Genomic DNA, 13,957 nt, shown 5'->3' on the forward strand with positions numbered 1-13,957 from the left:
ATTTAAAGAAAACGTGAGAATTCTGAAGAAAATTAAAGTTTATAGAGGGAGGGTTTAAATGGGGACTAAAATATTGATTAATTCATCAATTTTTCCTGTGATAATGAGTATTCAAGAAAAAGACATTAATGGTGAATACACAAAAGTTTATCATTTACCTAGAAGCGTTAATTTATTATATCTAGAAAATATTAAAGATAAAAATGGAATAAACCTTCTCATAAAATATGCAAATAAAGAAAAATTTAGTGATAAGGAATTTGAAACCATGTTCAAGTTCTTCCTTAACAATATAAAAAAGCCAGATATCGATAGTGAAAGTAAAACCATAGATTTTTTGACAAACTTTGGCGTAGAAATGATCAATAATAATGGTATTACAGAATTACAACTTATTGAGGATTATGTTTCTTATATTAAAAAGGAAACTTGGGAATGCATTGTACTTGATATTTTAAAAGATTTATACACCAATATCATAAGACAATATGATTTTGGAGATATTCAGATTTATTTGGGTCCTTGGAAGACAGACTTTAACGAAGAAAATCAATCACTATTAAATTCTTTTAGAAGTGCTTTTCTTTTTACGCTTGTCAGCTTTCTCTATGGAGATAACAGACATTTATATAACTCGTTTTATGAATTTTTTAACAGTGAATTTTCAAAACGTATAGCTTTTGTGTATGGAATTTGGAAAACCAAAAAAGCTGGGGAAAAAGTTAAGTACATACCTATATATGATAGTTTTTTTAATATGAAAGGTTTACATGTTGATGAATTAATAGAAATAATACTTGCTGTATTGGAAAATAACGAGCTATCTATGAATGATAAGGATATGATCAAAAATGCAATTATTAATGGTGCAGAGACTTTCCATAAAAATGTAGATGCACAAACACTACAATTAGAAAAAACACTAATTAAACCAGTAGTAAATTATATAATGGAAATACAATCAGCTGCTGATGACTTGAAGGCTGCTCAAACCTTACATGGAGAACAGTTGTATAATCAGTCTGTTAATAGATCTTATTATTCAATGATGCATTCATTGAAAGCATTATTTAGAAAAAGAAAAAATGCTTTCTGACTGGGAGCCAAGTGTTTTGAACGTTATAGAAAATCATAAACAATTAGAGAATAAATTAATAACTTTGGTAAATAATGATATAATATCACAAAGCTATTTAAATTCATTTAGATATGTTAAACAGAAAAGATGGATAGCAGATTATAATATTGCAAAAATAGATGAACCAGAAAGCAAAGATTGTATAAATAAAGCAGATGAATTTTTATCAGAGGTCAAAAGAATTACGCAGATTGGTTAAGCTATTTAAATGATTGGAAGGCTCCTTTAAAAACAATTAGGTAAAGTGAGCAGAAAAAAATATTATTTTCGGTAAAATAAGCATCGAGATATATTTAGATATTGAAGAAGGAACTAGTGAGAAAATTTCAAAATTTGTTGTGAAAAGAAATAATCAAAAAGTAAAAAATTTAAGTGAAGGGGAGCAAAGTCTAATAGCATTTTGTTATTTCCTTGCAACCTTAAAAGATATTTCAAATACTGAAGAATATACAATTTTCATTGACGATCTAATTTCAAGTCAAGACTCATATTTTTTATGTTTTTAGCTTAATAGATTCTGAAATAGCTAGTAAAAACTATAAACAAGTTTTTTTATATCAACACATAATTTAGATCTTTTAAAGTATTTACAGAAACTTACAAATCCTACAAACAACAAAAGATATAAGAATAAATAATTTAATTGAAAAAAATTAACTGCTAGCAGTGAAGTAACAAGTATTATTACAAGAATGCCGACTTATTTGCAAACATATTCAACAGAATTTATATTTTTATTCCACCAAATATATAGGGTTGCAACAGAAGATCAATCAGACGAAATTATCAAGTATTTTATTCATTTCCTAATACAGCTCGTAAATTTATAGAAACTTATATGTTTTTTAAGTACCCTGATTTTAATATGAAAAATGATAAAAGAATACGCGAGTTCTTTGGTGGAAAACTGGATTTCGTTTCGTTTTTAAATCGAATTAATAATGAATTTTCATATGGGGAGAATCAACCAGATAAACTATTTAAACCAATCGACATCCCGGAATTCAAAAAAATGCAATTATTATTCTTGACTCTATTCGACGAAATGATGAAGAACAGTATTATGCATTTCTGGGAAGTATAGATTCATTACCACATGATGTGGTGAATCAACAAGAGGAAAATATTCCAGTTAATAGTGGGGGTACGGTTAATTAAGTCCAACCGACAGTTATAAGCTTGCATAATAAGACTTCTCATTTAGGATGTTTTTCTCCGTTAATTATTGGTTTATAAAAATCTTTACTAATTTATGATCTTTTAAATATTTATTAAAAGTGTAAATAAAAAGGTAATTATTTCGTTTGGCGGAATAAGTAATATTCTGTAGATGAGCAAAATCACTAACATAAATTTACATCGAAACAAAAAAGGAGACATGAACCCGATTCCTTGGTTAGAATAGATGTGCCAACAAACCATTCACACAAGGAGGTTCATGTCTCATGAATAGATTAGCACATCATCAAGGAATCCACAAGTTTTTCACGATGTTGGGGTTGGCACTTTATTTTTCAAAACCTGTCATGAAGCATCTCGTTCATATCGTGGATGCGATGATCACGAAAGGCTTTTCTGGAACGTTGACCGATCTTCATCATTGGAGCTTTCACCCCAATCATCGAACGACACTCAGCCATTTTTTCACGAAAAGCCCTTGGGATGAAGAGACGCTGCTTCGCAAACTCCAGCAATGGATGCTTCATCGTGTCGAACGGATCGCCAAACAGAAAAATCAACCCCTTTTTGTTTCGATCGATGATACGATTTGCCAAAAAATCAAGCCTTCGTCACGGGCAACGCACGCCATTCAAGGGTGTGATTGGCACTATTCTCACACAGAGAAAAAGTCGATCTGGGGACATTCTCTTGTTTGGCTCATGGTTCATACGATGACCCAGGCTTTTCCCTTTGCGTTCCGCCTCTACGACAAGGCGGCTGGGAAAAGCAAGGGGGAACTCGCGATCGAGATGCTTTCTTCTTTGGATGTACGCCGTCCCGTTTATGTGCTGATGGATTCGTGGTATCCATCGCAAGCGCTCGTGGAAGCCTGTCTGAAAAAAGGATTTCACGTCATCGCGATGCTCAAAACGAACCGGATTCTCTATCCGAAAGGCATCGCCATCCAAGCCAAACAGTTTGCCCGCTATATCGAACCGAACGACACCCATCTCGTCACGGTGGGAGAAGAGCGTTATCGCGTGTATCGCTACGAGGGATCGCTGAAAGGTCTCGATGATGCCGTTGTGTTGTTGGCTTGGAAAGCCGATCAGCCGATGACACCCGAACATCTTCACTGCGTCTTGAGCACCGACCGGGAGCTAAGCGATGAAGAGATCTTGCGCTACTATGCCCAACGTTGGTCGATCGAATGCTTTTTTCGACAAGCGAAAGACCAGCTGAAGCTCGATGGGTACCGCGTTCGTCAACGTCGGGCGGTGAAACGGTATTGGATCTTGGTGCAACTCGCTTATGTGTACAGTATGGTCGAGTCCAACCGGGATTTCTCTACTGGGCTTGATCTTCTCCGAACGAAGAAAGGGCATAGTCTCGTCGAGTTCATTTACCATGCAGCGAAGCAAGATATTCCCATTGATGTTGTCAAAAAACAGCTCCATGTGGCATAAGGGGTACCCTGTTTGTCTCTTTTGGTATGGTAATTATTGTTATGAAAATTGCTCATCTACAGTAATATTATGGAATTTTTGACCTAATTTAGAAGTTTTAATTATAGAGGTGTTTTTATGTCAAATTCCAGAAGAACTCCTTCAAATAATGAAGAGGCAATTCTTTTATCTGAGGTTGATGGCTTATGCCCCATTTGTAATAAAACTCTAATATATAAGAAACAAGGGAGATGGCATAAACGTTGGGAAGCAGCACACATATATCCTTTAAATCCGACCTCTGAAGAAATTGAATTATTAAAGAATGAGACGAGATTAAGCGAAGATGTGAATGACATAAGTAATTTCATTGCTCTTTGTAGAAATTGCCATAAAGAGTTTGACCATCCTAGAACTGTTGAGGAATATAGGAATTTACTTAATCTAAAGAAAAAAATAATTGCCAGATCTAAAGCAAGGGAAAAATATCATGATTATCAAATTGAGGATGAAATTAGGCATATTATTTTTAAGCTAAGCGTAGAATTCAAAGACTCCGATATAATCCCACTTAGTATGGAAGCATTAAACCTTGATGAAAAATCAGATGGATCATTAGAAACTTTTACAAAACACAAAATTAGAAATGAAATAAGGGAATATTACATATATATAAAACAACAATTCCAGTTACTTGATAAACAAACAAAATCAGATTCTTTTGATTTAATAGCCTCGCAGGTGAATACCTTTTATAAAGCACTAAAAAAAAATGTAAAATCCCAAGAAGAAATTTATGAACAAATGACGGAATGGTTATCTAAAAAAACACAGAATAGTTCAAAGTATGTGTGTGGCATTATCATTTCATTCTTTATACAGAACTGTGAGGTGTTTTAATGATTGTTCCAAATAAGGTAACTAGTTTTAATGAATCAATAATAGGTAAGATGACATGTATACTAACTATTTTAAAGGAAAAAGATATTTCGATTGCGGAATTATATAGAAGAACGCAACAATATTTTGAAGAAATTGATGAATTTATTCTTTCTTTAGATGTTTTATATATACTTTATACAATTGAAGTGGATTTTGATAAAGGAGTAGTAAAATATGTTAAAAGAGATCAAAAGTGAAATTTTTCTGGAAAAGGAAATTAAATTTCATGATGGTCTAAATGTTGTGTTAGGGGATAATTTGGGATCAAATTCAATTGGCAAATCGAACTTATTGATGATAATTGATTTTGTTTTTGGTGGTAATACCTACATTAGACATAATATTGATGTTGTTGAGCATTTGGGACATCATAAATTCTTTTTTACATTTGAATTTAATAATGAACTCTTTTACTTCTGTCGAGATACAGAAAAAACAGATGTTGTTTTTAAGTGTTCACAAGATTATAAAATACTGACAAGTATTAAGTTAGAAGATTATTGCAAAACTTTAAAAGAGTATTATAGATTACAATCAAATAATTTAACTTTTAGATCAGCAGTTAGCTTGTTTTCAAGAGTTTGGGGAAAAAATAATTATAATGTGGCTAGGCCCCTACATAATGTAAGTAATGAAAAAAACTCAGAAACAATAACAAGATTAATTAAATTATTTAATAAATATGATGAGATAGATAAAGAAGATAAAGAGTTAAAAGATCTTGTTCAAACTAAATCTTTGGTTAATAAAGCAGGCAACAAAGAATTAATTCCTAAAATAACTGAAAGGGTATATAAAAAAAACATAAAAGAAATTGAAAAATTGAAAGGAGAAATTGAGAAATTAAGCCAAAGCATATATAGTCCAACAATTAATATTTCAGAGATTGTTTCAGATAAAGTAATCGAGCTAGAACAACAGAAAAGGATCTTAATTAATCAAAAAAGTTATTATAAGAGTAGACTCATTAGAATTGAAAAAACAATGTCCAATTCAGCAAATGCAAAATTCGACAGTTTAATTGAATTTTTTCCAAATGTTAATAAAGAAAGGTTAGAACAGATTGAAAAATTTCATCAGGATATTAGTTCAATCTTAAATCATGAATTAGAACGTGCTAAAAAAGAATTAAGTGATAAAATCTCTGCTTTAGATGAAGAAATAGATGAAATAAATCAAAAATTAGAAGAGGTTTTAAATCCGGAAAATAAGCACAATGTTTTTATTGAAAATTTAATTGAGATATCCTCAAAATTAAGAACTTTAGAGTTGGAAAACAGTTATTTTGAGAAATTAAAAAAACTCACAGATGATATTGATCAAAAAAGAAAATCTCTCGCAGATAAAAAAGAGAAGATTGTAAAAAATATTAGTGATACAATTAATGCAAAACTAAGGGAGTTAAATACACTTTTACATGATAACCAAAGAACTCCGCCATTATTAAAATTAACAACGAGTGATTATGAGTACCAGTTTTTAGACAATACTGGAACTGGTAACGCATTTAAAAATCTAATTATATTTGATTTGGCAATACTTAGCCTAACAGAGCTGCCTTTTATTATTCACGATTCTTTTTTATTTAAAAATATAGAAAAAAATGTAGTAGAAAACATCATTAGTTATTATAATTCCCTTGATAAGCAAGTATTTATCGCTATTGATGTAATTAACCTATACAATAAAGAGACACAAAAAATATTACAGAATAAAAAAGTAATTCAACTTTCAAAAGATAAATTGCTTTTTATAAAAGACTGGAGAAATGGTCAAAAATAGAAAGGATTGATTATGAAAAATTTCATTGAAGATTTAAATATTAAATACTAAAGCAAAGAGATGTATTATCGAGTATTTTCGAAGCCACCCGCTCATCTTTTGTTATCATTTAGCTAAAAAATATCAGTGCTATCTTTTGCATCTTAAATCACTAAGGTGAACCACATACTACACACCGAAGAAAAATCTGCACAAAATCTGCACAAGAGGCACTTTAACACAATTAATTTATTTAATTTTTATTAACTCTCTTAAACAGAAAAACCTTGAAATATCGCGTATTTTCAAGACACATTTTAATTCGATTTAACTCATTTTACGTATTTAACTCACTTGTTTTTCCCCCTTCTATTTTGACAGGGTAGAGGCCGCTGGTTCGAGCCCAGTCGGAATAATCATTAAAAACCTTGGTATGACGCGTTTCTTGTGAAATACAAGAATCGCATTTTTCTTGTGCGTCCGGCATGGATCCATTCTACAGGGTGAGAGGCACGAACCATGAAGGCAGTTGTAGAGTTAGCTTTAAAATAGAAAAACCTTGAAAGCTATAATGCTCCCATAAGGTGAGACACATGAGCGTGATAAATAAGTTATAATGATACCATGAAAAAAAGAAACCGATATACCGCAGAATTTAAAGCTAAGGTGGTTCTTGAGGTGTTGCGTGAAGAGCAAACCGTCAATGAAATAGCCGCCAAATATGAATTAAGCCCAGTCATGGTCAGTCGTTGGAAAGCAGAATTTCTAGAACGATCCTCGATGGTCTTTGAAAAGTAAGCGTCAAATACTCAGCACCTTCTAGTTGTGAATGTTACATGAGATAATCTCCATAGAAAAAATGCTGGAGGTTATGCTATGAATGATGCTGACAAAAGAATAGAATGGAAATCCAGGTATGATGCTTGGAAAACAAGTGGATTGAGTGCTTCTGAGTGGTCTCGCATCAATGATGTAAATATACATCAGATGTACTACTGGATTCGAAAGTTTCGAGAGGAAGAAATTTCTACGAACGAGCATCAATCAAAATGGTTGACGGTGGATGTCCAAGAAATCTCCTCCCATCATACGGGTCAGGAATCTGTCCTTATTCATTACGGTGCACTGTCCATCGAAGTACGTCCAGGCACCGATTTGAATCTACTTTCCGATGTAGTGCGTGTGATTCAAAATCGATGATATCTAACGCAAATTTTGAACGAGTGTACCTTGCACGTGGAAGCACCGATCTCCGGAAATCGATTGATGGTCTCGCAGTCATCGTCAAAGAATGCTTCGATTTGGATCCATTTTCCCCTTGTTTATTTGTTTTCTGTAATCGGAAAAGGGATAAACTTAAAATTCTACAGTGGGATAATAATGGGTTTTGGCTCCATTATAGAAGATTAGAAAGAGGAACTTTCAACTGGCCATCTGAACAAGAAGGAGTGCCGATGGATATCAGTCCTCGTCAGCTACGCTGGTTATTAGATGGCTTATCCATCGAACAAAAACAAGCCCATCCCACAGTGAAAGCACGCACGATTCTATGAAATTAAAAAACTTGAGAATCCGACTGGTCAAGCCGGATTCTTTTGCGTATACTGGAACTATGAAAAACATGGACATGAAAACTCAAGAAACAATTGAATACTATAAAGCGCGTAACGAAAAGCTTGAAATAGAAAAGGAAGCTTTGGAAGCGAAGCTAAAATGGTATGAGGAGCAATTTCGGTTAAGTCAACAACGTCGTTTTGGTTCTTCCAGTGAGAAGACCAATTCAGACCAACTGTCCCTTTTCAATGAAGCTGAAGCTACCGCAAATCCTGATGATGAAGAACCGACGATTGAAACCATTACATATACACGCAAGAAGAAGCGAAATCGTCGAGATGAAAAACTAGAAAACCTGCCTACTGAAACGGTGGAATACCGTTTGCCAGCTGAGGAACAGGTTTGTTCGTGTTGCGCTGGACCTCTACACGAAATGAGTACGCAAGTACGCAGAGAAATAGAAGTTATTCCAGCACAAGTAAAAGTGAAAAAGCATGTCCAATATGTTTATAGTTGTCGTCATTGTGAACGCCATGAAATAGAAACGCCTATTGTCACGGCGAAAATGCCGGCTCCTGTTTTTCCGGGAAGTCTGGCATCTCCATCGTCAATGGCTTATACGATGACGCAGAAATACGTTGAAAGTATGCCTTTGTATCGCCAGGAAAAACATCTGGAGCGATTTGGCATATTCATTTCCAGGCAAACTTTATCCAATTGGATTTTGTATGGAGCCGACACCTGGTTGAGTCCTGTTTACGACCAAATGCGTAACCATCTATTGAATCAGGATATCCTCCATGCGGATGAGACCACCTTACAGGTTCTTTCAGAACCTGACCGACGAGCGACTTCCAAATCATTTATGTGGCTTTATCGGACAGGACGAATGGGGCCTCCAATTGTTTTGTATGACTACCAGCGAACCCGTGCATCCAAGCATCCTTTACGATTTTTGGAAGGTTTCCGTGGATATTTACATGTGGACGGGTATGCCGGTTATAACGGAATCCCTGATGTCAGTCTGGTCGGTTGTTGGGCTCATGCCAGACGTAAATTCACAGAAGCTTTGCAGGCTCTTCCTGAATCGGCTAAAACTACTCACGTAAAAGCCAAAGAAGGTCTTGCATTCTGTAACCAACTTTTCTCGATAGAACGGGATTTAAAGGATGTTAGTCCTGAAGAACGTTATAAGAAACGTTTAGAACGCAGCCAACCGGTATTGGAGGCTTTTTTGGCATGGCTTCATGAACAAGCCCCAAGAGTGTTGCCAAAAAGTGCACTTGGGCAAGCCATTAAATATTGTCGTAATCAATGGGACCGTTTAGTAGCTTTTTTAGAGGATGGTCGTTTAGAGATTGATAACAACCGCGCAGAACGATCCATTAAACCGTTTGTAATCGGGAGGAAAAACTGGCTGTTTAGCAATACCATAAAGGGAGCTAAATCCAGCGCAATCATTTATAGCATTGTGGAGACTGCGAAGGAAAACGGATTAAACCCATTCAATTATCTTAAATATTTATTTGAACAGCTTCCAAATATTAATCTGACTGACAAAGAAAAATTAGATCAACTCCTTCCTTGGTCCACAACAATTCCAGAAGAATGTCGTGTTCCTAATAAAGCTAAATAAATCATAACAATAGGGCTTGTCTAAAAAGTCCATAAAAACAGAGCGAATGGAGAAAACAATGAGTTTTTCCATTCGCTCTGTTTCCTTATTTTTGAAATTGGTTTGGGAATTTGCGGCCCATTTCAGTATGTTGTGGGCCATTGCCACAATCCCGAATTCTGTTCGGACTTTATGAAGCCCCCGTAACAGAAATCGAGTGAAACGCAAATTGCCCTTGATGTTACCGAACACACTTTCGACATCCACTTTACGCTTCGCATAAAGAGCTGCCTTTTGTTCGTCACCAAGAGCTGCTTTGGCTTTCGCTTTCATTTCTTCATAAATCGTGTTCCAATATACTCGACGATTTCCTTTGGCTTTCGTACACCCATTCTTCAACGGGCAATCCGTACAATCTTCACACTCGTACACTTTCAAATCTTGTATGTATCCAGATGCATTTTTTCTTTTTTGATAATACTTGAATACGACTTTCCGATTGTTCGGACAGATAAAGCAATCGTCTTCTTCGATGTATTTCCAGTTTTGTACTTTTGATAAATCCTTTTTAAACTTTTTACTTTGTTCCTTCAAATAGGTTTGGTATGGGGCTAATAATTCAAAACGAGGTTCTTTTTCTTCGCCAATCGCATATAAATAGTTTTCTTCACTCGCATATCCTGCATCGGCAATGACATACTTGAGTTTCTTTTCCTTCGGCATCGATTCCAATAACTTTTCCATAAATGGTTGGAAACAGCGAGTATCTCCTGGATTTTGATAAATTTCAAATCCCACGATAAATTGATGTTGTGTGGCGAGTTGAACATTATAACCCGCCTTGAGTTGGCCGTTTTTCATATGGTCCTCTTTCATTCGCATAAAAGTGGCCTCATGGTCGGTTTTCGAGTAGCTATTTCGTTCACCTAGAATCTGTTTTTGTACTTTGTATTTTCGTAATCGTGGAAGATAATCCGTTTGAATCGTTTTCAGTTGTTTGGTGAGTTGGGATTTTTTAGAGCGAAGTTCTTTTTTTCTTTCTTTGTCTTCTTCCTGTTTATAATCTTTTTCCAAAGCTTCTATTCTCTCAGAAAGTTGTGCCGATGATTTTTCTAATTCTTCTTCTAATTGTTCTTCTTTTAATTCCTCCAAGGCGATTTGGTGCGCTTCTTGTAGAAACGATTGAATTTTGGCTCGTAGTTTCGTAAGCGTCAAATCTTGCACACCTTCTTGATGTGCTAATTTCATGAGATAATCTCCTCAAGATGAAATTGAAGGAGGTTTTTTTATGCCTAAGAATCCTGAATTACGAAAGGTTTGGGAACAACGAATCGCTGACTATCGTAAAAGCGGTCAAACTCAAGTAAACTGGTGCAAGGAAAATCAATGGAGTATTCACCAGTTTAAATACTGGTTAAGAAAAATTGAAAATCCAATAAAAAATCAAGGAAAGTCTACAAAATGGGCATCCGTTACCCTAGAAGATCATTCACAAACAGTTGAAAATTCATTACGGATTGAAATTAGTGGGATTTCAATTGAAGTAAAACCTGGTTTCGATCCGGCCTTTCTTTCAGAAGTGGTTAGGACTTTGAAATCAACATGTTAGCTGGTACAAGAGCTGAACGAGTTTACTTGGCAAAAGGAAGTACTGATTTGAGAAAATCCATTGATGGATTAGCTGCTTTGGTGAAAGAGGGATTTGATTTAGATCCCTTTTCATCAAGCTATTTTGTGTTCTGTAATCGAAAGCGAGATAAATTAAAAATTCTTCACTGGGACTATAATGGTTTTTGGCTTTATTATCGTCGATTGGAAAAAGGAAAATTTCAATGGCCAAATGAAAATGACACTGGAACGATACAAATTAGTTATCGGCAATTACGCTGGTTATTGGATGGTCTTGCAATGGAGCAAAAGAAAGCACACCCAGAAGTAAAGGCTAGAACAGTTATATGAATTTTTTACTTTTAACAAAAACCTTGGAGGAAAATAGCTAAAACCGTCGAATTATTACTACATGATGAAAAATTTAAAGAATCCTAACCAAAACCCATTTGAATTAATTGAAAAACTTCAACAGCAAATCGTTGAATTGACGGCGAAATTACAATGGTATGAAGAACAGTATCGTCTTAGTCAAAAACGAAAATTTGGCTCTTCAAGCGAAAAAACAAATCCTAATCAATTAGAACTACCTTTATTCAATGAAGCAGAGGTAGAGTCTAATGTAAAAGCCGAAGAGCCAACTGTTGAAACAATTACATATCGTCGTAAAAAGAAACGTGGTCAACGTCAAGCTACGTTTGAAAACCTGCCTATGGAAACGATTGAATATCGTTTACCCGAAGAAGAGCAGGTCTGTTCGTGTTGCGGTGAAAAAACACACGAAATGAGCACAGAAGTACGACAAGAATTAGTGATTATTCCGGCTCAAGTCAAAGTTTTAAAACACGTTCGATATGTCTATGGATGCCGTCATTGTGAGCGTAATGAAATAGAGACACCAATCGTTACAGCACCTGCCCCAAAATCTGTGTATCCAAAAAGTTTAGCTTCACCGTCAAGCATGGCATATATTATGAATCAAAAATATGTAGAGGGGCTACCTCTATATCGCCAAGAACAACAGTTCAAACGATTAGGTGTGATCTTATCCAGGCAAACCATGGCCAATTGGATGCTTTATGGTGCCGAAAAATGGCTTGCGCCAATTTATCAACGAATGAAAGAGCATCTCCTCTCTAAAGACATTCTACATGCGGATGAAACAACTGTTCAGGTTTTACATGAACCTGGAAGGTCAAGCACATCGAAATCTTACATGTGGCTTTATCGGACTGGAAGAGAGGATCCACCACTTGTCCTTTATGACTATCAGGAAACTAGAGCAGGAGAACATGCCAAAGAATTCCTAAAAGGGTTTAAAGGATACCTGCATGTCGATGGATATGCAGGATACCATAAGGTATCCGGCGTAACATTAGTTGGATGTTGGGCTCATGCCCGCAGAAAGTTCGATGAGGCTTTAAACGTACTTCCTGAATCCAAACGTCATTCAGCAGTCACAGCTCGGGAAGGACTCAATTTCTGTAATCAGCTATTTGCCATCGAGCGTGATTTGAAAGAATGTACACCAGAAGAACGATATAAAAAACGACTTAAACACAGCCAACCATTGTTGGAGGCTTTTTCAGCATGGCTAAAAACAGAGAAAAGCAATGTTTTACCAAAGAGTCTATTAGGTCAAGCCATTACATACTGCCTCAACCAATGGGAAAAACTCGTGGCATTTTTAGAGGATGGACGATTAGAAATCGATAATAATCGAAGTGAACGATCCATTAAACCATTTGTGATCGGAAGGAAGAACTGGATTTTTAGCAATACTCCGAAAGGAGCTAAGGCCAGCTCAATCATTTACAGTATTGTGGAGACAGCAAAAGAGAATAAATTAAATCCATTTTATTATCTTCGCTACTTATTTGAAAGGCTTCCCAATATGGATATAAGCAATATGGATGAGCTTGATCAACTACTTCCTTGGTCCAAAACAATTCCTTTGAATTGTCGGGTTTTTAATAACTTATCACAATAATAGTATTTAATCCCTATCATTAAAAGGTGGGGATTATTTTACGCTTACGTAGTTTCTGATCATATTTTTCTACGGATTTTCGCCATACAAACGTATATTTGTTGGCATTCGCTTCTATTTTCGTACCATCCACAAAAATATGGTCGAGGTCGATAAGTCCTTGTTCTACTAGTTGAAGGACAAATTGTTCAAATACAGAATCCATCATGTTTGACATACGAACACTACGAAAATCATTTATTGTGCGATGGTCAGGGGTTTGCAATCCCGCCAACCACATCATCGGAAGATTTTCTTTCACCATTTGCGCTATTTTCCGACTTGAATAAACATTTTGAGTGTACGCATATAAAATCACTTTCAATAACATTTTAGGGTGATAGGGTGCACGACCCCCACCAACATAATGAGTATACAACACTTCATCCGGAATCGATTCCACCATTTCATCCACTAAACGGGCGACATGATTTTCAGGAATATACATTTCGATATCTAAAATGCTCATGACTTGACGATTGCAATAAGGTTGGAAAACTAGTTTTTTGCGTTTCTTATTCTTTTGAACCTCTATTTTTTGAATACCCTCTAGAGTCATTTCTAATTGCGTGTTATAATTTTCTTGAATAGTCATTTGATTATTCATAAGAAATCGTCCTTTCTGTAGAATGTTTTTTGGTCAATTTCATTCTATAAAAAAGGACGATTTTTTTGTACCCTAAAAACAGAAAAAAGGGCTGAGC

The 13,957-nt window shown here is 35.2% G+C and carries 17 protein-coding genes; 15 read left to right on the top strand and 2 right to left on the bottom strand.

Going from position 1 to position 13,957, the window contains the following annotated elements:
- Positions 1-58: 58 nt before the first annotated feature.
- The 12 genes from NSQ71_RS05870 to tnpC (NSQ71_RS05915) all read left to right on the top strand — a co-directional run bounded on the left by NSQ71_RS05870 (position 59) and on the right by tnpC (NSQ71_RS05915) (position 9,637).
- Positions 59-1,096 carry a HEPN domain-containing protein gene (locus NSQ71_RS05870; RefSeq protein ID WP_340733296.1) on the top strand — a complete coding sequence of 346 codons (1,038 nt, stop codon included), beginning with the start codon at positions 59-61 and terminating at the stop codon, positions 1,094-1,096.
- A gap of 16 nt (positions 1,097-1,112) precedes the next feature.
- The gene (locus NSQ71_RS05875; protein ID WP_340733298.1) at positions 1,113-1,337 is read left to right on the top strand and encodes a hypothetical protein; all 225 of its coding nucleotides are present in this window, start codon (positions 1,113-1,115) and stop codon (positions 1,335-1,337) included.
- An 88-nt stretch (positions 1,338-1,425) separates the two neighbouring features.
- Positions 1,426-1,644 carry an AAA family ATPase gene (locus NSQ71_RS18490; RefSeq protein WP_445684704.1) on the top strand — a complete coding sequence of 73 codons (219 nt, stop codon included), beginning with the start codon at positions 1,426-1,428 and terminating at the stop codon, positions 1,642-1,644.
- Between the two features lie 266 nt (positions 1,645-1,910).
- Positions 1,911-2,222 carry an AAA family ATPase gene (locus NSQ71_RS18495; RefSeq protein WP_445684705.1) on the top strand — a complete coding sequence of 104 codons (312 nt, stop codon included), beginning with the start codon at positions 1,911-1,913 and terminating at the stop codon, positions 2,220-2,222.
- Between the two features lie 361 nt (positions 2,223-2,583).
- Positions 2,584-3,765: an IS701 family transposase gene (locus tag NSQ71_RS05880; protein WP_311066339.1), complete on the top strand. Its 1,182-nt coding sequence runs from the start codon at positions 2,584-2,586 to the stop codon at positions 3,763-3,765.
- A 117-nt stretch (positions 3,766-3,882) separates the two neighbouring features.
- On the top strand, positions 3,883-4,644 hold the full coding sequence (locus NSQ71_RS05885) for an ABC-three component system protein (protein WP_340733300.1): 762 nt from the start codon (positions 3,883-3,885) through the stop codon (positions 4,642-4,644).
- Positions 4,644-4,883: an ABC-three component system middle component 7 gene (locus NSQ71_RS05890; protein WP_340733302.1), complete on the top strand. Its 240-nt coding sequence runs from the start codon at positions 4,644-4,646 to the stop codon at positions 4,881-4,883. The genes NSQ71_RS05885 and NSQ71_RS05890 overlap by 1 nt, the downstream gene beginning before the upstream one ends.
- The gene (locus tag NSQ71_RS05895) at positions 4,861-6,468 is read left to right on the top strand and encodes a DUF2326 domain-containing protein (RefSeq protein WP_340733304.1); all 1,608 of its coding nucleotides are present in this window, start codon (positions 4,861-4,863) and stop codon (positions 6,466-6,468) included. The genes NSQ71_RS05890 and NSQ71_RS05895 overlap by 23 nt, the downstream gene beginning before the upstream one ends.
- Positions 6,469-7,071: 603 nt before the next feature.
- Positions 7,072-7,245, top strand: coding sequence for a transposase (locus NSQ71_RS05900; RefSeq protein ID WP_162877076.1), 174 nt, complete (start codon positions 7,072-7,074; stop codon positions 7,243-7,245).
- Positions 7,246-7,323: 78 nt separating this feature from the next.
- A complete protein-coding gene (gene tnpA, locus NSQ71_RS05905; protein WP_063389610.1) occupies positions 7,324-7,647 on the top strand; it encodes an IS66 family insertion sequence element accessory protein TnpA in 324 nt (107 codons plus the stop codon).
- Positions 7,644-8,000 (top strand): IS66 family insertion sequence element accessory protein TnpB, encoded by a 357-nt coding sequence (gene tnpB, locus NSQ71_RS05910; protein WP_063389611.1) that lies wholly within the window; start codon positions 7,644-7,646, stop codon positions 7,998-8,000. Before tnpA (NSQ71_RS05905) ends, tnpB (NSQ71_RS05910) begins: the two co-directional genes overlap by 4 nt.
- A 59-nt stretch (positions 8,001-8,059) precedes the next feature.
- Positions 8,060-9,637: an IS66 family transposase gene (gene tnpC / locus NSQ71_RS05915; protein WP_094246405.1), complete on the top strand. Its 1,578-nt coding sequence runs from the start codon at positions 8,060-8,062 to the stop codon at positions 9,635-9,637.
- On the opposite strand, the gene NSQ71_RS05920 is transcribed toward tnpC (NSQ71_RS05915), so the two are convergent.
- Positions 9,569-10,864: a transposase gene (locus NSQ71_RS05920; protein WP_340733309.1), complete on the bottom strand. Its 1,296-nt coding sequence runs from the start codon at positions 10,862-10,864 to the stop codon at positions 9,569-9,571. The two genes, tnpC (NSQ71_RS05915) and NSQ71_RS05920, sit on opposite strands and share 69 nt — an antisense overlap.
- 40 nt (positions 10,865-10,904) lie before the next feature.
- Here NSQ71_RS05920 and tnpA (NSQ71_RS05925) point away from each other — a divergent pair, with 40 nt between their 5' ends.
- The 3 genes from tnpA (NSQ71_RS05925) to tnpC (NSQ71_RS05935) all read left to right on the top strand — a co-directional run bounded on the left by tnpA (NSQ71_RS05925) (position 10,905) and on the right by tnpC (NSQ71_RS05935) (position 13,214).
- Complete coding sequence (tnpA, locus tag NSQ71_RS05925; protein WP_003352856.1) at positions 10,905-11,225, top strand: IS66 family insertion sequence element accessory protein TnpA; 321 nt, start codon at positions 10,905-10,907, stop codon at positions 11,223-11,225.
- Complete coding sequence (gene tnpB / locus NSQ71_RS05930; protein ID WP_157727923.1) at positions 11,219-11,575, top strand: IS66 family insertion sequence element accessory protein TnpB; 357 nt, start codon at positions 11,219-11,221, stop codon at positions 11,573-11,575. The genes tnpA (NSQ71_RS05925) and tnpB (NSQ71_RS05930) overlap by 7 nt, the downstream gene beginning before the upstream one ends.
- A 61-nt stretch (positions 11,576-11,636) precedes the next feature.
- Entirely contained in the window at positions 11,637-13,214 is a 1,578-nt protein-coding gene (tnpC, locus tag NSQ71_RS05935) for an IS66 family transposase (protein WP_094245431.1), read from the top strand.
- Positions 13,215-13,233: 19 nt separating this feature from the next.
- Here the strand turns inward: tnpC (NSQ71_RS05935) and NSQ71_RS05940 are convergent, their stop codons facing one another.
- Complete coding sequence (locus NSQ71_RS05940) at positions 13,234-13,860, bottom strand: transposase (RefSeq protein WP_340733312.1); 627 nt, start codon at positions 13,858-13,860, stop codon at positions 13,234-13,236.
- Positions 13,861-13,957 lie beyond the last annotated feature (97 nt).

Origin of the sequence: Aeribacillus sp. FSL M8-0235 (genome assembly GCF_038000355.1) — a bacterium.
GTDB classification, from domain to species: domain Bacteria; phylum Bacillota; class Bacilli; order Bacillales; family Aeribacillaceae; genus Aeribacillus; species Aeribacillus composti.